The sequence below is a fragment of the uncultured Formosa sp. genome (genome assembly GCF_947500765.1).
Lineage (GTDB): Bacteria > Bacteroidota > Bacteroidia > Flavobacteriales > Flavobacteriaceae > Formosa.
Genome location: NZ_CANMTH010000003.1, coordinates 321,304 through 341,030, shown reverse-complemented (window position 1 = coordinate 341,030; position 19,727 = coordinate 321,304). Strand labels below are relative to the sequence as shown.

Here is a 19,727-nt window from a genome sequence, read left to right as displayed (position 1 = left end):
AGTTGTTAAATGAGTTTTAATTCGCTTTAACTTCTTTAAAATATAGACTCAAAATTTCTACTGCGGCATCAATCTCTTCTTGGGTGTTTTCTCTTGCATCTTTCAATTCGTATTCCCAACCTAAGGCTTCCCATTTATGTATACCTAATTTATGATACGGTTGAAGTTCAATCTTTTCGATTGTTTTATAATCTTTGAAATATGTTCCCAATTGATGAAGCAACTCTGGTGTGTTTGTTATTCCTGGAATTAAAACATAACGCAGCCACATTTTTTTTCCTGAAGCTTCTCTGTGTTTTGCAAAATTAAAAGTAGTTTCTTTATTTTTTGCTCCAGCTAGTTTCTGAAAGCCTTCTTCATTCATATGCTTTATATCTAGCATCACTAAATCGGCATAATGATCTATCAATTCTGTTGTAGGATGATTTAATAATCTTCCGTTAGTATCAATATTAGTATGTATTCCTTCTTCTTTTAAACGTTTAAAAAAAGGAATTAAACTTTTCGATTGTAGTAAAGGTTCTCCTCCTGAAACGGTTACACCACCATTCGCACCGAAATAAGATTTCATTCTAAGGGCACGTTGTACCAAATCCTCAATATTATATTCTATACCACCTTGTGTGTCTATAGTATCTGGATTATGACAATACTGGCATTTTAATTTACAGCCTTGCAAAAACACTACCATACGTATTCCAGGCCCATCGTGTGTTCCAAAAGATTCTATGGAGTGTACATTTAATATGTTGTCTGAAGTTTTAATAATAGTTCGATTTTGATTAAAAAAATAAGAGGTATTCAAAAATATAAGTTACACTAACAAAATAAGGAGATTACTGATTTGAATAGTAAAAATTAGTGTTTTACGTTTTTTTGAATACCTCTTCAAGTTAAATAAACAGAGTACGGTTTACATAGATTCGTGGAACGAACGAGAAATAACTTCTAGTTGTTGTTCTCTTGTTAATCTAATAAAGTTAACAGCATATCCAGATACACGAATTGTTAATTGTGGGTGATTTTCTGGATGTTCCATTGCATCTAATAAAGTGTCTTTATCTAATACATTCACATTTAAATGTTGAGCACCATGAGCAAAATATCCTGTTAAGGTTGCTACTAAGTTGTCTATACGTTCTTCGTTAGTTGATCCTAAAGATTTAGGAACTATAGAGAATGTGTTAGACACACCATCTTGTGAATCTTTATAATCTATTTTAGCTACAGAGTTTAAAGAAGCAATTGCACCGTTAGTGTCACGCCCATGCATTGGGTTTGCTCCTGGTGCAAATGGCACACCTTTAGCTCTTCCATCTGGTGTTGCACCTGTCTTTTTACCATATACTACATTTGAGGTAATGGTTAAAACAGACATTGTTGGTTCTGCGTTTTTATAAACTGCTAATTTTTTTAATTCATTATTAAAATCTTCTACTGCATCATGAGCAAATACATCTACTCTATCATCGTCGTTTCCATATTTAGGGAAGTCTCCCTCAATTTCGAAACTTACAGTTAATCCTTCTTCATTTCTGATTGGTTTAACTTTAGCATATTTAATTGCCGATAATGAATCTGCTACAATAGATAAACCTGCAATACCGTAAGCGATATTAATAGCTGGATTAGTATCTATTAAAGCCATCTGACCTTTTTCGTAGTAGTATTTATCGTGCATGTAGTGAATAATGTTCATAGAATCGTTATACACACGAGCCACTTCTGTCATTGCTAATTTAAAATTAGCCATCACTTTATCGAAGTCTAAATACTCATCATTATCTTGGGCAATACCTTTTACCATTTGTTTACCAGTAATCTCGCAACGACCAGCATTTACTGCTAAAAGTAATGTTTTTGCTAAGTTAGTACGTGCACCAAAGAATTGGATTTGTTTTCCTATTTCTTGGTAAGATACACAACATGCAATTCCATAATCGTCTGATCCTCTCAACGTACGCATTAAATCATCATTTTCAAATTGAATTGAAGATGTATCTATGGCTACTTTTGCACAATATTTTCTAAAGTTTTCTGGTAATGAAGGCGACCATAATACTGTAATATTTGGTTCTGGTGATGGTCCTAGGTTGTATAACGTATGTAAGAAACGGAAAGCCGTTTTTGTTACTTTAGTACGTCCGTCTTTAAACATTCCACCAATTGCTTCAGTTACCCATGTTGGATCTCCTGCAAAGATTTCATCGTAAGCAGACATTCTTAAGTGACGTACCATACGTAATTTCATTACGAATTGGTCGATATATTCTTGAGCTTCAATTTCTCCAATCACTTCATTATCTAAGTCTCTTTGAATATAAATATCTAAGAATGTAGATACATTACCTAAAGACATTGCTGCTCCATCTTGTTCTTTTACAGCTGCTAAATATGCCATATAAGTCCATTGTACAGCTTCTTGTGCATTTTGTGCTGGGCGACTTAAATCTAAATCGTAAGATTTACCCATTACAATCATATCTTTTAATGCTTTTATTTGCTCAGAGACTTCTTCTCTTAAGCGAATAACAGCATCTGTCATTGGGCCTTTAATGTGTGCTAAATCTTGTTTTTTAGCATCAATTAAACTATCAATACCATATAATGCAATTCTTCTATAATCACCAATTATTCTTCCACGTGCATAATTATCTGGCAATCCTGTTAAGAATCCTAATGATCTAAATTTTCTAATTTCTGCATTATAAGCATCAAACACACCATCGTTATGTGTTTTTACATATTTAGAAAATAATTCATTTACTGCATTGGCAGGTTTTAAACCTTGTTCTTCTAATGCTTTTTGAACTACTTTATAACCTCCAAAAGGTTTCATAGCTCTTTTTAATAATCCGTCGGTTTGTAAACCAACAATAGTTTCATTTTCTTTATCAATATATCCAGCCTCAAAGTTTGCAATACCAGAAACAATATCCGTATCAACAGAGTGTACTCCGTTGTTTGCTCTTTCAATTTTAGTTTCAGCTTTACAAACATCCCACAGTTTTTGTGTGCGTTCGCTTGGTCCAATTAAAAAGTCATGAGTACCATGATAAGGTGTAATATTTTTGTAAACAAAATCACGTACGTTAATTGATTTATTCCAATCTCCATTTTGGAATCCTTCTACCTGAAGGTCTGTGTTTTTTAACTCTGCTACTTTCATACTTATATATTTATTTATATCTATTATTAATCTATGCATCAAAGTTCATAACAAAGCAAGATTAAAAACATGACAATTGCTAGGTTTTGAAAGAATTCGGAAGTATCCAAAAATAGCCGTTAAACAATTGTTAAAATTCATTAAATTGGTAGTTTTCGTGAATTTTCGCTAACAAAAAAGACCATATACTAAAAACCTCATAATCGATTGTTTTACAATAACTTATCGATAACATTTTTCAAACGTTTGAAAAAAAAATTGATTTTCATAAAAAGGAAGAAAACGCAAATTCCTTTACGTAATTATTAGCTTTTTTAAGCTAAAGACCAACTATTACCAAAAAACAAACCAAATACCTTTTTAAAATGTCAAATCATCATTTTTACAACGTTATAGTAAAACGCTACTAAAATAACAGGTGAAAAAAGCTACTAAAATAATTTTTTATACATTTAAAAATGCAATCCTATAAGACTACATTCAAACAGTTTATAATTATGACATATTTAAAAAACAGCTGTATTTTTACTCTATTAATACTATTAAGTTTTAATGGGTTTTCTCAAGAAATCACTTCCAAACAAATAGATTCTTTAGTTGCCAAATCGATGTCTATAACTAATTCTGCTGGATTAGCAATTGCAATTGTTAAGGACGGAAAAGTAATACACTCTAAAGGTTACGGTTTAAAATCGGTTACTTCCAAAGAAAAAGTAGACCAAGAAACCTTATTTTCTATTGCTTCAAATTCTAAAGCTTTTACATCTGCGGCATTAGCCATTTTGGTTGACGAAGGTAAATTAACTTGGGATGATAAAGTGATTGACTATATTCCGGAGTTTAAAATGTACGATGATTATGTAACTGCAAATTTTACTATTACAGACTTACTAACGCATAGAAGCGGATTAGGTTTAGGAGCTGGGGATTTAATGATTTTTCCTGATCCAGGTAATTTTACCATTGATGATATTCTTAATAGTTTTCAATACCAGACACCAACATCTGCTTTTCGCACAAAATACGATTATGATAATTTATTATACTTAGTTGCTGGAGAGGTTATATTTAGAATTAGCGGAACCTCTTGGGCAGATTTTATACAAACACGTATTTTTAATCCTTTAGGCATGACAAATGCTACTCCTCTAATTAAGTATTTAAAACCCAATGCTAACGTGGCCATGCCTCATAGTTCTTATAATGATAAATTAGTTGAAGTTGCACCTTACAATAGTGGTGATTTAGTTGGTGCAGCCGGAGGCATTAATGCTAGTGTTAACGACTTAAGTAAATGGATGCTAATGCAATTAAATAAAGGAAAATATGGTACAGGTTTATCTAAAACCTTATTTTCTGAAAAGCTTCAAAAACAAATGTGGTCGCCACTAACCATAACTGGTTACAATTTATATGCAGATGAACGCACTGGAAATCATTTTTCAGCATATGGTTTAGGTTGGGAAATTTCTGATGAAAAAGGTAAAATTATTGTACAGCATACTGGTGGTTTAACAGGCATGTTATCACGTACAATCTTGGTACCAGAACTAAATTTAGGAATTGTGGTGTTAACCAATACAGACCCAGGAGGCTATGCCTTTTATTCTATACCAGAAACAATTTTAGATTGGTATTTAAATATTGAAAAGAAAGATTGGATTACAGAACTATCAGATTATAGCAAAGCTGAAGAAAAAGATGGAGATAAAGTTACAAAAGCCGTTTGGGAAACTGTTAAAGCTAATAAAAAAACAAAAATCAATTTTAATAATTATATAGGTACGTACAACGATCCTTGGTTTGGAGATATTACAATTACGGATAAGAACGGAAAACTTTGGTTTACTTCTAAACGCTCTCCTAAATTAAACGGACAAATGTATTTCTATAAAGCAACAACTTTTGCTGTAAAATGGGAATTTAAAGATATGCCTTGCGATGCCTTTGCAACCTTTAATTTAAATGAAGAAGGTAAAGCTATACAAATAAAAATGAAAGGAATATCACCTAACATCGATTTTAGTTTCGATTTTCAAGATTTAAATCTGAAACGTATTGACTAATAAAATATCTTAATATTTTATAAACTACGATAAGAAATGCATATTAGACAAGCTACCAAAACTGATGCAAAAACCATAGCCCAACTTCTTCTTATGGCTATGGAAGATATTATTTTTGAATTTATAGGAGTTTCAAATTCCCATGAAGCACTTACACTTTTAGAGCACTTTACGGCACAACAAAAAAATCAATATTCTTATCAGAATTGCTATGTCGTTGAAGAACAAAATCGTGTTGTAGCTGCAATTAATTGTTACGATGGCGCTCTTTTAGAATCTTTACGACTTCCCATTCATCACTATATAACCACACAATATAATACATCATTTAATCCTGAAGACGAAACTGAAGCTGGCGAAATATATATTGATTCTTTTGCTGTACTAAAAAGTGAGCAAGGAAAGGGTTTTGGAACAATGCTTTTAAAATTCATTATTAAAAACTATGTTTATAATCAGCATAAAACTCTAGGATTGCTTGTAGAAGAAAACAATCCTAAAGCCGAACACTTATATTTAAATCTTGGGTTTAAAATAGTTAATACAAAATTTTTGGTTGGTAAAACACTAAAACATCTTCAGTATACAACATAGCAACCTATTTCCGTTTAATCGAATTTTAGATTTAATCCTCGAAAACCTCACTCAAAATTTTATAAGATTTTTTACGAGCGTCATGATCATAAATATGAGACACAACTATAAGTTCTTGTACTTGAGTTTTCAATACAAATTCTGAAATGTCTTTTTCAATTGTTGCTTTACTTCCAATAAAGGTATAATGTAACATATTATTAATCATAGCTTGTTGTTGCTCATTCCATACACCATCCATAGATGTAACTGGCGGTTGTAATGGGCGGCGAACATTGGTTATAATTCCCATCGCTAATTGAAATAAACTCGTTGCAAGAACTTGCGCTTCTTCATCTGTATCTGCTGCAATTACATTTACACATGCCATACTATATGGTTTTTGTAATACTGAAGATGGTTCAAACTGATTATTATAAATATGAAGTGCTTCAAATAATTGCGATGGTGCAAAATGACTCGCAAATGCATATGGCAATCCTTTTTTAGCCGCTAAATCTGCGCTAAATGTACTGGATCCTAATAAATAAATGGGCACATTTAAACCTTCTCCTGGGATCGCTCTTACAGGTTCACCTAAATCTTCATTTGTAAAATAGTGTTGTAATTCTTGTATGTTATTTGGAAAATCCTGAACACTTTCTTGTCTATCACGACGTAATGCCATTGCTGTACGCTGGTCTGTTCCTGGCGCTCTTCCTAAGCCTAAATCTATACGTCCTGGGTATAACGTTTCTAAGGTTCCAAACTGTTCTGCAACAACTAAAGGCGCATGATTTGGTAACATAATACCACCAGAACCTACTCTTATTTTAGAAGTACCTTGCGCTATATATGCCAATAGAACAACGGTTGCAGAACTCACTAAACTATCCATATTATGGTGTTCAGAAATCCAATATCTGGTGTACCCTAAAGCTTCTGTATGTTGTGCCAAATCTAATGCATTATGCATCGCTTGCTGTTGTGTATTTCCTTTTGTAATAGGAACTAAATCTAATACGGAGAACTTTATGTTTTTTAAATTTATATGGCTCATATTGCGAATAGTTTTCTAGAGGATTCTATAGATTTACAACTTAAAAGTGTTGTCTTGAATCGGGACTAATTATATTAAATTTTTTTCAAATTTATGAAGATAAAAACGAAGAAAATAATAGTATAACTTAATCTATTCTTAAAGTTTAAATAGCTCACCATTTTATATTAATTTCTATTTTTAGTTATTAAAAAATAAGCTAATTATAATCGGAATACTAAAGCTTTTTGAGCATATAAGACGTGAAATCTAAACATTTTCCAAAACAATTTAAATGGGGCATTACCATTTCTTCTTATCAAAACGAAGGAGCATACAATATGCACGGCAAAGGACCTTCTATTTGGGACACCTTTACCAATAGAATATCTTTTAAAAAAGGAACAGGAAATACAGCAACAAATTTCTATTCGAATTACAAAGCAGATTTAGATCACGTGAAAGCGCTTCATTTAGATTGTTTTCGGTTCTCATTATCTTGGTCTCGTATTTTTCCGCAAGGTGTTGGAGACATTAATCCTGAGGGTGTAGCATTTTATCACGATGTTATAGATTATGCACTTAAATTAGGCATTGAACCTTGGGTAACCCTTTATCATTGGGATTTGCCACAAGCATTACAAGATCAAGGCGGATGGACAAATCGAGCCATTTTAAATTGGTTTGAAACCTATGTCGACTTTTGTACTAAAACATATGGTTTAAAAGTTAAAACATGGATTATCTTAAACGAACCCATGAGTTTTATTGGACTAGGTTATTTTATGGGTATGCATGCACCTGGAAAAAAAGGATTAAAAAATTTCTTACCAGCAGCACATCACGCTACACTTTGTCAGTCTTTGGGTGGAAGAATTGTTCGGAAAAATGTTGAAAATGCAGTGATTGGCACCACATTTTCATGTTCGTATGTTAGGCCATTAAACAGACGCATCATGCATAAAAAAGCAGCAATCCGTATTGATGCATTATTAAATCGCTTTTTTATTGAACCCGCTCTAGGTTTAGGATATCCTACTGAATCTATTCCGGGATTAAATCGAATTGAAAAACACTATTTACCAGGAGATGAAGATTTACTAGCATTCGATTTCGATTTTATTGGTGTGCAATACTATTTTAAAATCGTTGCCAAATTTAGTTTGTTCCCTCCTATTCTTTTTGCTACTGAAGTTCCTGCAGAAAAAAGAGACGTAAAAATTAATGCTATGAATCTAGAAATATATCCAAAAGGTTTATATAAAATGTTAGAACAATTCAATCAATATCCAGGTGTAAAAGAAATTTATATAACCGAGTCTGGAGTTTGTTTTGAAGATGAATTAAAAGATGGAAAGATTCAAGACAAAGACCGAATTAATTATTTTAAAAAGACCTTTAAATACACACTGAAGGCTATAGAAAATAAGATACCGATAAAGGGCTATTTTATATGGACGCTTGTCGATAATTTTGAATGGGCAGAAGGCACAAAACCAAGATTCGGAATAATATATACAGATTTTAACACACAAAAACGAATTATAAAAAAATCAGGATTGTGGTTAAAATCCTTTTTAAGTAAACATAAATAAGAAATTACATGTATACCATTTTATTATCCGCTTCAAAAAGATCTTTTCAATAAACTTACAATCAGTATTTTATAGTTTGGTATATAATTTGTTATATTCATCAAAAATCTAATGTATCATGAAAAAACATGTTATTTTATTAATAATTTTAGTTTTCGGGATAAATTTAACATTCTCTCAAACTAAAACTGAAAAGAAAGCCCTGAAAAAAGAAAAACAGGAACAAGAATTTATTGCAATTAAAAAACTCCTAGAGACCTCTAAATTTACTTTTGAAGCAGATTGGGCTACAACACAGGGGGGAAAACGTATTAGTTTAATTGGAAATCCTAACTTTTTAAAGGTTAACGATTCTATTTCAAAAGCAGACATGCCTTATTTTGGTGTTGCACATATGGCTTCGTATGGTGGCGATGGCGGAATTAAATTTGATGGTCTACACAAAGAATATACCTTACAGTACAACGACAAGAAACGTACAGGAACAGTTAAATATGCCATTAGTAATGATTCTGAAAAATTTAATATTACACTAACTGTTTATAGTCTAGAAACGGCTTCTTTAGTTGTTTACAGTAGTAATAGAAACAGCATAACTTTTGATGGAAATATTAAACCTTTAGAAATTAAGAAGAAAAAATAAAGGGGGTTAATACTCCATATAATTAAATACATTTAAGTCTGTGTATATGATCTCTATATTCCGAATATGTTGCGTGTTCTGTGTGTTTTTAGCTCATACAATTTGTAATGCGCAGTCTACAGAAATAGGAAAAGCGTCTTATTATAATAATTCATTCCAAGGTAAACAAACAGCAAGCGGAGAACTTTACGATAAAAGTAAATACACAGCTGCACATCCAACTTTAGATTTCAATACAAAAGTTATGGTCACCAATCTAAATAACAACAAATCGGTGGTAGTGGTAATAAATGATCGCGGACCTTATGAGAAAAATAGAATTATAGATTTGTCTCGTGCAGCAGCTAGAGAAATTGGTTTAATAGATAAGGGAATTTTAAAAGTTAAAATAGAAGTCTTAGAAAATTATGCACTCTATTTTTCAAATTATTATTTAAAAGATCAGAAATAACACTGCTATAGACTTCATTATATAAAGAAAAATATTGAAGTCTTAGAAAATTTATCATAGTGAAGCAAAGCTTCATAATTAGATGTTTCAAATTAAATTTTAAGTTACAGTATTAATACTACTTAGTATTGTATTTTAGTAAAATCTAATATTGAAAACTAATAAAATGAACTCATCTATAATTTCGGCTGAATGGCTAAATGATAAATTAAACACTGAAAATTTAGTTATTTTAGACTGTACGCTAAAAAATCAATTAGCTAAATTACCATCAGAAATCCAAGACGTTCAAATTAAAAATACTCGTTTTTTCGATCTTAAATTTAAGTTCAGCGATATAACTAACGAATTCCCTACGGCATATCCTTCAAAATCTCAATTTGAAGAAGAAGCTCAAAACTTAGGCATTAACAATGAAAGCATTATTGTAGTTTACGATGCTAACGGCATTTACTCTAGTCCGCGTGTATGGTGGTTATTTAGATCGATGGGACATCAAAATGTATATGTTTTAGATGGAGGATTACCAGAATGGATAAAACAGAATTTCCCTATTGAAGTAAAGGAAGAAAAAGCATATACAAAAGGAAACTTTCAAGCCAATCTAGATCTCACAATGGTTAGAAAATTTGATGCTGTTTTTAATAATCTTTCTACCCAAAAAGAACTTATAATAGATGTGCGTTCTGAGGACCGATTTAATGGTTTAGCTGAAGAACCTAGAGCGGGACTTAGAAGCGGACAAATTAAAAATTCGATTAATATACCCTATACCAAAGTGCTTAATAATGGAATGTTTGAAAGTGAAAAAAATCGCACCCAAATTTTTAAAGACTTAACACACGAAAATAGACCTGTTGTATTTAGTTGTGGTTCTGGTATTACTGCTTGTATTATGTATTTAGCATCTGAAGGACTATTAAAAAACAAAAAAGCAGTGTACGATGGCTCTTGGACAGAATGGGGAGAAAAAGTAAAAGCATAACATGCTACATAATTAGTTATAAAAACATTCAATTATATTGATTTTTTAATAACTATAAAATACAACTCTGAATTTTGAGATAAACGTAAACTTGTCTGTGAAATGAAATATTTAATTTATTATACTTATTGTTTTCATTCTTTATAACGACTCTATTTTTAATAAAAATTCTTAAAATAAAAACATATAATTCTCTAAAAAAAACTGTCTTTATAATGATAAAAAAACTGAATCATCACGAATTAGAAGAAGCCATTAGAATACATATCGTTTTTCAATTATCCTACAGTGTAGAAGCAAAATTATTGGGTGTTACAGAATTTCCTCCGTTAAAACGATCTATAGAAAATTATCAAAATAGTAAGACGACGTTTTATGGTTTTTTTGAAAATAATGCCTTAGCCGGTGTTATAGAGACTGAAGAAATTGAGTTTAAAACACACATTAATAGTTTGGTTGTTAATCCAAAATGTTTTAGACGTGGTATTGGAAAACAATTAGTTAATTATGTGTTTAATACATACACATCAGGATCCTATATCGTGGAAACTGGAGTTTTAAATACGCCTGCAATTCAATTATACAAGACGCTTGGTTTTATAGAATTAAAACAATGGCACACAGATTTTGGTATTCGTAAAGTACAATATATAAAAACTTAACCGCATTGGTTTTCGTGATGTATTGATTAATTACTTAACATAATTTCTATAGCTCGGAAAATAATTTTCATTACTATCTGCTGTGTTTAATATTCTATTCAATTTTTCAAAAACCGGTTTATCTATAATTTTTCTCCCTGTATAATAAATCTCATCTTCATCTTTTGGAAAAAATGTCTTTTTATAATGATATAAATCATCATTATCCTTACGGCCACCACCTAAAATATAATATTTGTATTGACACTCTCTAGCCCATTTTATGACTCCTATTTTTAAAAAATCGTTTGGTCTAAGGTTAAAATACTCCGACAGTGTGCCTCCTAAATAAGAGAAAAGCGTATCGCCAGAAATTAATATTAATTCTGAAGAAATAGGAATATCTCCTTTATATACAATAGCTAATAAAAAATCGTTTTTACTAAGTTCTATTATATTTTGAAAGTAATTTAACGAGTAATGGTATTCTATACTCGCATTTATACGTTGCATTGTACGAATATAAATATTGTGAAATATCTCAATATTTTGTTGGTCTGTTGCATCTTGAACAAAATGTATGCTCAAATTTTCGGACACTCCTTTTCTGTAATTATTTCTTACTTTATGTTTAAAATTATTCCATTGTAAGTCTTCAGAAACAATCTCTCCTTTTACATTAGATAGTGTTGGAATTAAATTCCCAGAGTAAAATTTATAATTTCTATTTAAGCTAAATCTTAAAAATTCAGTAACTACATTATTCTCTTTATACCATGCATCTACCAATATCCAAAATGTGATAAATGTATCGTTTGCTACATCAGCATTAAAAATAGGTCCGCTATAGCCATATGGCGATTTTACATCGTAATACGTAACGCCCTCAACTTGACTTCCTATTTTTAAGAACAAAAAAGGCATCACAATTAAAGTCTTTTGCTTATCGCCTTTAAGTGTAAAATAGAATAATCTTTCGTCTATAACTTCATCTAGGTTACCGGCCCATATTCTATAAAACGGGTTTACAAAATCGAAGCTATTTACTATTTTTAAATACTGAGCGAAATCAAAATCATTTTTAATTTCAGAGACCGTTAGTTCCATAAAATGTAATGTTAAAACATATTGCTAAACTCTAAATCCAACCATGGATAAACATTTTAACTTATCTTTTTTTAGCGATTAAACTTAATCAATTTATTGAAATGAACTTTTTTTATTTTTCTAAATTATTAGCTATAGAATCTGCGATTAATTTAGCAATTAATGTTCTTCCATGATTATTCCAATGCATGTCATAAATTAAATTTGTTGATGTTTTTGAAGCCGTTAATGGGGGTGAAAAGTCTAAGTATTTAAACCCGTTTTTATCTAAATAATTTAGAAAAACTTGTGGTGTGTGTGCAGAATCCAATAGCAATGTAAATCTACTTTTATCAAATCCATAATTACTCACTAAACTTTCAAAATTTTGAATGTATTGTTGATGTAATGCTTCTTCTGAAATGTTTTTAGAAGTACTATTATATTTTTTATTTAAGGACGTGATTTTAAAAAGTAGCCTTTTAGAAGAATCAAAAGCACCTATATTTTGTAAATACACTAGTAACTTACTTTGTCTTAATATTTTATACAATGGTGTTTCTAACTTCATTCTGTCTTGTAAAACAGTGTATGTGCCTCGTGTTAAATCATTTTCAAATTTTAGTCCTAACACAACATAGTCTATTAAATCGAATGTGTTTTTGTAGATGTTAATCATATGTAATTGGTCTGCTAAATCGTAACCTGCATAGCCATATTCGTAAACGTCTACATCTTTTAATCTGTTTTCTATCTTCTTCCCTATTGAATTAGCATAATGTTGATGAAAGCCTTCTATGAATGAATCTCCTACCAAAGCAATTTCTACCTGATCTTGAGTTGGACTAAACTCTCGATACGAATTATAGCCCGAATTATTGATGCGGTATTCAGAAAAATTCTGTCGTCTTATCCCTGTTACAGCAAAACCTTTTTGATTTGGAACCCATTTTTCGACACCAAATTCATCTACATAACGCACTGGATAGTCTTTAGTTAAATGAAAGAGTCTTACAATTAGTTCTAAACAAAAAACCATTAGAAAAGCGTAAAGCATCATATTTAAAAATAGTTTTTTCATTGTCTTAAAATTGAAAATAAATAAAAGATCTATCAATATTACTATCGTAAAATAATAACATACATAAAACAACTATGGTATACATAACAAAGCGAACAACTTTAGATTTGAACATAAACGGAGAACGTTCATTTTTTCTTATAATATACTCATACAAAACAAATAGAGTAATAAGAATATAATAATCTATCATTCTATATCCCATGGGATGATAATACGGTTCGTAAGTAAAAGGAAAGCAGAGTCTGTTTATAAAACCAAAAGCATCTGCTATAGATTCTGATCTAAAAAATATTCTAGAAAACGTCACAATTACAAAGGTTAATAGTACCTGACCTAACTCTGTAAAAGATGGAAACATGGTATGCTGAGCAATTACAGTATCTTTATATATTGCATTTCTACCCATTAAAAATACTGGAATAAATGCCAATGCATGGAAGGCTCCCCAAAAAATAAAAGTCCAGTTGGCTCCATGCCAAAAGCCACTTACTAAAAATATAATGCAGATATTTCTGATAGATTTAAGCTTACTTCCTCTAGAGCCACCCAATGGAATATAAATGTAATGTCTAAACCAAGTAGATAAAGAAATATGCCAGCGTTGCCAATATTCGGCTATGTTTCTTGAAAAATTAGGAAATTTAAAATTAGACATTAGTTCTATACCAAAAAGCTTAGAAGTACCTATAGCAATATCGGAATAACCACTAAAATCGCCATATACTTGAAAACTAAAGAGTGTAACTCCTAAAATTAATGTTGATGTAGCATGTGTAGCATAGTTAGTAAAAATATCATCTACAATAGGTCCAATAGAATCGGCAATAACAATCTTTTTAAATAATCCCCATAAAATTAATTGTAATCCTGAAACAATTTGATTATAATGAAATGTTCGCTTATTTAAAATTTGAGACATTAAATTTGAGGCTCTTTCTATAGGTCCTGCAACTAACTGTGGAAAAAAACTAACAAAGGCTGCAAAGGATAAAAAATCGGTAGTAGGTTTAAGTTTTTTATAAAATACATCAAACGAATACGACATGGTTTGAAACGTGTAAAAAGAAATACCTATTGGTAAAATAACGCTTAACATCCATGTGCTTTTCAATTCATATCCGAAAAAAACAAACATATCGATCCAAGAGTCTACAAAAAAATTGTAATATTTAAAGCATCCTAAAAGACCAACGTTAAAAATAACACTAACCCATAGCCAGTGTTTTCTTTGATCTGCAGCTGTAGTAGCATGAATTTTTAATCCCACATAATAATCAACAATAGTACTAAGTAAAATTAATGACAAAAACCTCCAATCCCACATGCCATAAAACACGTAACTAGCAATTAAAATAAGTATATTCTGTGCTTTTAAATGGTTTTTAAAAACAAACCAATACAAGACAAAAACAATTGGTAAAAAAACAAAAAACTCTAAAGAATTAAATACCATATAGTTATTGGTAATAGGATAAGAATTCGTAATAAGCATCTTAGATTTGTCTAAAGCTTGTGGGCTAATTTAGCACCTAAAGAGATTAGAGTTATCCTTCTAAATTTTTAAAGTGTATGTCTTCAATAGTCTTAATTGTTTTTATAATTATTTTTTTTCCTTCTTTAGTGAATTTTGGGTATAACGTATCAAATGTATCGTTTGCTTTTACTTTAATGGCTTGTTGTTGTAATATGGTACCTTCATCTATTTTATGATCAATAATATGAGTCGTTATACCAGTAACCTTAACACCAAAATCTAAGGCATCTTGAATTGCTGTTTTAGTCCCTAAAAAACTAGGAAATAAAGAGGGGTGAATATTTAATATCTTGTTAGGAAATGCTTTAAGCATCTGGTTTTGTATAATATATTTATAATTAAGCATAAAAATATAATCAACATTTCTCTTCTTCATTTCTTGTGTTATAAAAGCCTGATATTCAATTATATTTTTAAAATCAGATCTAACTATTTTTAAAGTTTCAACATTACATGTCTCTGCCAACTCTTTTGCGCCACAAGGTTCTTCTTCATACACAACTAAACTAATGTTAGATTGTTTTAGTTTATTGTTTTTAAATGATTTTATAGTATCTCTGGCATTACGCCCCCAACCAGTAACTAATATGGCCCAATTAATTTTTTTTTCTACAATCATTATTTTTACTACGTAACGTTTATCTTATTCATATAGAATCTGTTCCGTATAATAAAATTAGACCTTAAATAATTAATAACAATTAAAAAAAATTAATTAAAACAGCTTAATATTATTTATTTTTTACTTAAAATTAGCCTCTAAAAAAAGAACAGCAAGCATCTAGCTTACTGTTCTTTTTAATCTTGAAATTAATTTTAAAATAATAATTACATCAGGAGTTCGCAAACGTTACAATTTGTTGCATTAATCCTAATAAATCTGAGTCTTCAAAATCTGGCTGTAAATAAAACGGATTATAAATTTCTTTCTTCCTTTTTATATAAGCCGTAGTTAATCCTACTTTCTTTGCCCCGAATAAGTCCCAATCATGAGTTGCAACCATAGTAATATCTTTTATTTGTATACCTTCTTTTTCGGCTACAGATAGATAAACATCCTTAAATGGTTTATACTTATTCACATCATCTACAGAATAATACGAGTCGAAAAAATCTATAATCCCCGCATTAGTTAACTGCTCTTTTATCATCTCTAAAGATGAGTTCGAAACCGCGATAACTCGAATATTATGATTTCTTAGCATGGATATTGCAGGAATAACATCGTCGTAAGCAGGCAATTTTCTAAATGCGCCTAAAATCTCAGATTTAGTATCTGTATTTAAAGATTTCCCCGTTTCAAAAAACAGATTCTCTAAAGCCACATCTGCAAGTTCTCCAAAATTTTTATAAGTGTTCATAGTCCCCATTACTGTAGAACTATGTAATAATTTTGTAAACCAATATTTTAAAACATACGCATCATCAAAATGCTTATCAAACTGGGTTTTAAGCAAACTCAAGTTTAATAACGTTTCATTCATATCAAAGAATACTGCTTTTTTCATGTGTATAGAATTTTAGTTTGTTTTACCTGAAATTAAATGTTTTTTACTTTGAAAAATCAGCTCTTTCTAAACCATTATTAAACTTAATATTTGTCCAATTTACTAATATCCAAGGCTTATCTGTAACTTCAGCATCCCAATTAGATGCTTTATATTTACGTTTTGTAGGCAATAATACCCCATCAATGTTTTCGTAATCTAATTCCATTAATAACGGATCTGATTTTCCGAAATCCATTACTGTAAACAAAAATTGGTCGACTAATTTTGTGTCTTTATTAATATATAATTGATAGATATCTTTTGGCTTACCATCTTCAGAATCAAACGTCACTTTTACAACATCGTATTGCGTATCGCCTACAGTTTGCTCTTTAATGTATTCGTAATTTAAACCTGGATCCATTAATTTCTGCATCATTGTAAACCAATAAAAATTAGTTGGTCTATTAAATGCTACACGTTTTAAAGCATTAGTATCTGTTATTACTTCACCTTCATGTTTTAACCAATATTCGCTACCGTCATATCCTTGCTCTATTATACCTTTCATATCTGCTAACGATCTTTCGTGCTTGGTATACATGCCGTAAGATAACTCACCATTAAACATATACTTTTCTGTAGTTACATCTGTTTTTCCATCTGGAGTTTGATAGGTATACGTATATACAACATCTTTTTTATTCATTAGTTTTCCATAATCTCCAACTTTTTGAGTCATTTTATACACTAACTCATGAGCTTTATTTTTAAATTCTGGAGTTTTTTCTGGAATCATTTGCTCTGGCATATCCTGTTTTACTTCTGTTGTAACGTCTTTCTTTTCGTCTTTACAAGAAACCAAAGTAGAAATTGAAATTAAACTAACTGCTAAAATTTTTCTCATTATCTTTTTTATTTGTAAGTGAAATTAACTTGATTGGTTGAATTTATAAAGATTTCCTTACAATGAATTATTGAAAACAATTAAAATCCTAACATTATAGTTCTTTATAACAATAAAAACTTATAATTAATGCATGTTTTAGATGATAAAACAAATGTTTTAAGCGTACAAAATCCGATATTAAACCAAATAGATTTCTATGGTCATAATATATAAACTCATAATAATAGTTAAGTTTGCAGCCTAATATTATTAAGATGACGCATACTTTAGAAGATTTAAAATCGGGAGCATTAACAGGAACCAAAAGACTAAAATTAGCTTGTGGTTTAACTACGTTTCCTGAAGAAATATTTGCATTGGCTGATACTTTAGAAGTTTTAGATTTATCAGACAATCATTTATCATCTTTACCAGAAAGTATTGTGCAACTTAAGCAATTAAAAATTATATTTTTTGCACGAAATAAATTTACCGAATACCCTACTGTTTTAGGAAACTGCCTCAATTTAAATATGATTGGTTTTAAATCTAATCAAATTCATACCGTTGCCGAACATGTTTTTCCTCAAAAATTAAATTGGTTAATTTTAACCGATAATAAGATTAAAGTTTTACCAAAAAGCTTAGGACATTGTACTCTACTCCAAAAATGTGCTTTAGCAGGAAACCAAATTGAAGTTTTGCCAAACGAGATGTCTAATTGCCAAAATTTAGAACTCTTAAGAATTTCGGCAAACAATTTAAAATCTATTCCCAATTGGTTATTTGAATTACCTAAATTGTCTTGGTTGGCTTTTGCCGGAAATCCAAGTGCCTATCAAGTTACTTTAGAAACCGATTTTGAATCCTATGCTTGGAACAATTTTAATATTAAAGAACTATTAGGAGAAGGTGCTTCTGGACTAATTTATAAAGCAGATTGGACATTAAAACAAACCGAAATTGCACTTAAAATATTTAAGGGTGATGTAACTAGCGACGGCTTAGCTAACGATGAAATGGCTGTATCTATTGCTGCAGGTTCTCATGATAGCTTAATCCCTGTGTTAGGGAACATTAAAAATCATCCTGAAAATAAAAGTGGTTTGATTATGAAACTTATTGATCCAACTTTTATTAATCTAGGAAATCCGCCAAGCATGAAATCTTGTACGCGAGATGTGTTTGAAAACACCACCGTTTTTAATTCTAAAAAGCTATTAAAAGTAGCCAAAAGTATTGCTTCTGTGAGTGCACAATTACACAGTATAGGGATTAATCATGGCGATTTGTATGCCCATAATATATTAATAAATGATACTGCAAATTGTCTTTTAGGAGATTTTGGTGCAGCCACTTTTTATGATAAAAACACAAATCAAGCTCACAATATAGAGCGTGTAGAAGTCCGAGCTTTTGGATGTTTACTAGAAGATATGTTAAATCTTATTCCTGAAGACAATATCACTAAAAAACTTAAACATTGGTGGGACAGTTTAATCTCTGATTGCTTTAACCCGAGTGTTAAGTCTCGTCCTGCATTTTCTGAAATTGTTATGCGTTTAAGATCTTTAGAGTTTAAATAATTAGATTTTATGTTGAAGATGGTATAATATATTTATAAAATCTTCATCATTATAAACCTTAAAGGTCTTTACATTATATAGACCTTCTTTGTCTTTATATTTAATAGAAATGACATGAAATGTATAATTATCCTGGATCTTCACTGCTATATTTCATTCTTAAAAATATGTTTTGTGTGTTTTACTAAAATATAACATTCATTTATAAAGCAGGAATAAATTTTTAAGAATATTATTTAGTTATTCTATATAAAACTTATGGCTTTCTAAAATTAGAGTTAAACCTGAAGAATTATACTTAAAAATGTATTAATTTTCCTTTTAAAAAGTTTTTTTTAATCAAGCCAGTTATTAAAACGAATTCATAATCATGGGAGTATTTCAATTTAAGCGCCAACAGTTATTCAATCAGCCAATAGAAACGTTATGGGAATTTATTTCAAATCCGAAGAACTTAAAAACCATTACTCCAGATTATATGGGGTTTGATATAGTTTCTGAAGACTTACCAAATGCCATGTACGAAGGCATGATTATTAACTATAGGGTCTCTCCTGTTTTAGGCATAAAAACAACTTGGGTTACCGAAATTACACACGTTAAGGACAAACACTATTTTGTAGACGAGCAACGTGTAGGACCTTATAAAATATGGCATCATCAGCATTTTTTAGAAACCACTTCTGAAGGCACTTTAATGAAAGACATTGTAACTTATCAGCCTCCTTTCGGGTTTTTAGGAAATATTGCCAATAGCATTATGATTGAAAATAAACTAAAAGAAATTTTTGAATATCGCAATACCGTACTTAACGATATATTTGGAAGATAGGCACACTATTTTTTTTCAATACCTTTATTTACTTCTTAAATTTATACTTTTAAATAATTATATA

At 30.3% G+C, this 19,727-nt stretch carries 18 protein-coding genes; 9 read left to right on the top strand and 9 right to left on the bottom strand.

The genetic code is table 11. The features are described from left to right. Nucleotides 1–16: 16 nt before the first annotated feature. Both pflA and pflB read right to left on the bottom strand, forming a co-directional pair. Complete coding sequence (gene pflA, locus Q1B05_RS07770) at nt 17–805, bottom strand: pyruvate formate-lyase-activating protein (protein ID WP_299779312.1); 789 nt, start codon at nt 803–805, stop codon at nt 17–19. A 108-nt stretch (nt 806–913) separates the two neighbouring features. Beyond that, nucleotides 914–3,169 carry a formate C-acetyltransferase gene (gene pflB / locus Q1B05_RS07765; protein WP_299779310.1) on the bottom strand — a complete coding sequence of 752 codons (2,256 nt, stop codon included), beginning with the start codon at nt 3,167–3,169 and terminating at the stop codon, nt 914–916. A 497-nt stretch (nt 3,170–3,666) separates the two neighbouring features. Between pflB and Q1B05_RS07760 the strand changes: the two genes are divergently transcribed. Both Q1B05_RS07760 and Q1B05_RS07755 read left to right on the top strand, forming a co-directional pair. Beyond that, nucleotides 3,667–5,235, top strand: a complete 1,569-nt coding sequence (locus Q1B05_RS07760) for a serine hydrolase (protein ID WP_299779308.1) — start codon at nt 3,667–3,669, stop codon at nt 5,233–5,235. A gap of 36 nt (nt 5,236–5,271) precedes the next feature. Further along, entirely contained in the window at nt 5,272–5,829 is a 558-nt protein-coding gene (locus Q1B05_RS07755) for a GNAT family N-acetyltransferase (RefSeq protein WP_299779306.1), read from the top strand. A gap of 31 nt (nt 5,830–5,860) precedes the next feature. Here Q1B05_RS07755 and Q1B05_RS07750 read toward each other — a convergent pair whose 3' ends face one another. Continuing rightward, nucleotides 5,861–6,868, bottom strand: coding sequence for an LLM class flavin-dependent oxidoreductase (locus Q1B05_RS07750; RefSeq protein ID WP_299779304.1), 1,008 nt, complete (start codon nt 6,866–6,868; stop codon nt 5,861–5,863). A gap of 242 nt (nt 6,869–7,110) precedes the next feature. On the opposite strand from Q1B05_RS07750, the gene Q1B05_RS07745 reads away from it, so the two are divergent. From Q1B05_RS07745 to Q1B05_RS07725, 5 genes are all read left to right on the top strand, one after another. Then, nucleotides 7,111–8,442, top strand: coding sequence for a family 1 glycosylhydrolase (locus Q1B05_RS07745; protein ID WP_299779302.1), 1,332 nt, complete (start codon nt 7,111–7,113; stop codon nt 8,440–8,442). A gap of 118 nt (nt 8,443–8,560) precedes the next feature. Next, nucleotides 8,561–9,085 (top strand): DUF4251 domain-containing protein, encoded by a 525-nt coding sequence (locus Q1B05_RS07740; RefSeq protein ID WP_299779300.1) that lies wholly within the window; start codon nt 8,561–8,563, stop codon nt 9,083–9,085. Nucleotides 9,086–9,131: 46 nt separating this feature from the next. Next, complete coding sequence (locus Q1B05_RS07735; RefSeq protein WP_299779298.1) at nt 9,132–9,536, top strand: septal ring lytic transglycosylase RlpA family protein; 405 nt, start codon at nt 9,132–9,134, stop codon at nt 9,534–9,536. Between the two features lie 166 nt (nt 9,537–9,702). Beyond that, entirely contained in the window at nt 9,703–10,521 is an 819-nt protein-coding gene (locus Q1B05_RS07730; protein WP_299779296.1) for a sulfurtransferase, read from the top strand. A gap of 215 nt (nt 10,522–10,736) precedes the next feature. Beyond that, entirely contained in the window at nt 10,737–11,183 is a 447-nt protein-coding gene (locus tag Q1B05_RS07725; RefSeq protein WP_299779295.1) for a GNAT family N-acetyltransferase, read from the top strand. A gap of 30 nt (nt 11,184–11,213) precedes the next feature. On the opposite strand, the gene Q1B05_RS07720 is transcribed toward Q1B05_RS07725, so the two are convergent. The 6 genes from Q1B05_RS07720 to Q1B05_RS07695 all read right to left on the bottom strand — a co-directional run bounded on the left by Q1B05_RS07720 (nt 11,214) and on the right by Q1B05_RS07695 (nt 17,263). Then, nucleotides 11,214–12,269 carry a GNAT family N-acetyltransferase gene (locus Q1B05_RS07720; protein ID WP_299779294.1) on the bottom strand — a complete coding sequence of 352 codons (1,056 nt, stop codon included), beginning with the start codon at nt 12,267–12,269 and terminating at the stop codon, nt 11,214–11,216. Nucleotides 12,270–12,381: 112 nt separating this feature from the next. Next, nucleotides 12,382–13,329, bottom strand: coding sequence for a hypothetical protein (locus Q1B05_RS07715; protein WP_299779293.1), 948 nt, complete (start codon nt 13,327–13,329; stop codon nt 12,382–12,384). Nucleotides 13,330–13,333: 4 nt separating this feature from the next. After that, nucleotides 13,334–14,824, bottom strand: coding sequence for an MBOAT family O-acyltransferase (locus Q1B05_RS07710; RefSeq protein ID WP_366944338.1), 1,491 nt, complete (start codon nt 14,822–14,824; stop codon nt 13,334–13,336). Between the two features lie 52 nt (nt 14,825–14,876). Then, on the bottom strand, nt 14,877–15,485 hold the full coding sequence (locus Q1B05_RS07705; RefSeq protein ID WP_299779291.1) for a formyltransferase family protein: 609 nt from the start codon (nt 15,483–15,485) through the stop codon (nt 14,877–14,879). 214 nt (nt 15,486–15,699) lie between these two features. Then, nucleotides 15,700–16,374: a haloacid dehalogenase type II gene (locus Q1B05_RS07700; RefSeq protein ID WP_299779289.1), complete on the bottom strand. Its 675-nt coding sequence runs from the start codon at nt 16,372–16,374 to the stop codon at nt 15,700–15,702. Between the two features lie 43 nt (nt 16,375–16,417). After that, nucleotides 16,418–17,263 carry a DUF6503 family protein gene (locus Q1B05_RS07695; protein ID WP_299779287.1) on the bottom strand — a complete coding sequence of 282 codons (846 nt, stop codon included), beginning with the start codon at nt 17,261–17,263 and terminating at the stop codon, nt 16,418–16,420. Nucleotides 17,264–17,520: 257 nt separating this feature from the next. Between Q1B05_RS07695 and Q1B05_RS07690 the strand changes: the two genes are divergently transcribed. Then, nucleotides 17,521–18,831: a leucine-rich repeat-containing protein kinase family protein gene (locus Q1B05_RS07690; protein WP_299779285.1), complete on the top strand. Its 1,311-nt coding sequence runs from the start codon at nt 17,521–17,523 to the stop codon at nt 18,829–18,831. A gap of 370 nt (nt 18,832–19,201) precedes the next feature. After that, entirely contained in the window at nt 19,202–19,663 is a 462-nt protein-coding gene (locus Q1B05_RS07685) for an SRPBCC family protein (RefSeq protein WP_299779283.1), read from the top strand. Nucleotides 19,664–19,727 lie beyond the last annotated feature (64 nt).

Coding starts and splice junctions, on each gene's coding strand:
- Q1B05_RS07715 (WP_299779293.1), bottom strand. CDS start 13,329: ATGAAAAAACTATTTTTAAATATGATGCTTTACGCTTTTCTAATGGTT.
- Q1B05_RS07750 (WP_299779304.1), bottom strand. CDS start 6,868: ATGAGCCATATAAATTTAAAAAACATAAAGTTCTCCGTATTAGATTTA.
- Q1B05_RS07730 (WP_299779296.1), top strand. CDS start 9,703: ATGAACTCATCTATAATTTCGGCTGAATGGCTAAATGATAAATTAAAC.
- Q1B05_RS07720 (WP_299779294.1), bottom strand. CDS start 12,269: ATGGAACTAACGGTCTCTGAAATTAAAAATGATTTTGATTTCGCTCAG.
- Q1B05_RS07695 (WP_299779287.1), bottom strand. CDS start 17,263: ATGAGAAAAATTTTAGCAGTTAGTTTAATTTCAATTTCTACTTTGGTT.
- Q1B05_RS07740 (WP_299779300.1), top strand. CDS start 8,561: ATGAAAAAACATGTTATTTTATTAATAATTTTAGTTTTCGGGATAAAT.
- Q1B05_RS07755 (WP_299779306.1), top strand. CDS start 5,272: ATGCATATTAGACAAGCTACCAAAACTGATGCAAAAACCATAGCCCAA.
- Q1B05_RS07705 (WP_299779291.1), bottom strand. CDS start 15,485: ATGATTGTAGAAAAAAAAATTAATTGGGCCATATTAGTTACTGGTTGG.
- Q1B05_RS07735 (WP_299779298.1), top strand. CDS start 9,132: ATGATCTCTATATTCCGAATATGTTGCGTGTTCTGTGTGTTTTTAGCT.
- Q1B05_RS07700 (WP_299779289.1), bottom strand. CDS start 16,374: ATGAAAAAAGCAGTATTCTTTGATATGAATGAAACGTTATTAAACTTG.
- Q1B05_RS07725 (WP_299779295.1), top strand. CDS start 10,737: ATGATAAAAAAACTGAATCATCACGAATTAGAAGAAGCCATTAGAATA.
- Q1B05_RS07710 (WP_366944338.1), bottom strand. CDS start 14,824: ATGCTTATTACGAATTCTTATCCTATTACCAATAACTATATGGTATTT.
- Q1B05_RS07685 (WP_299779283.1), top strand. CDS start 19,202: ATGGGAGTATTTCAATTTAAGCGCCAACAGTTATTCAATCAGCCAATA.
- Q1B05_RS07690 (WP_299779285.1), top strand. CDS start 17,521: ATGACGCATACTTTAGAAGATTTAAAATCGGGAGCATTAACAGGAACC.
- Q1B05_RS07760 (WP_299779308.1), top strand. CDS start 3,667: ATGACATATTTAAAAAACAGCTGTATTTTTACTCTATTAATACTATTA.
- pflB (WP_299779310.1), bottom strand. CDS start 3,169: ATGAAAGTAGCAGAGTTAAAAAACACAGACCTTCAGGTAGAAGGATTC.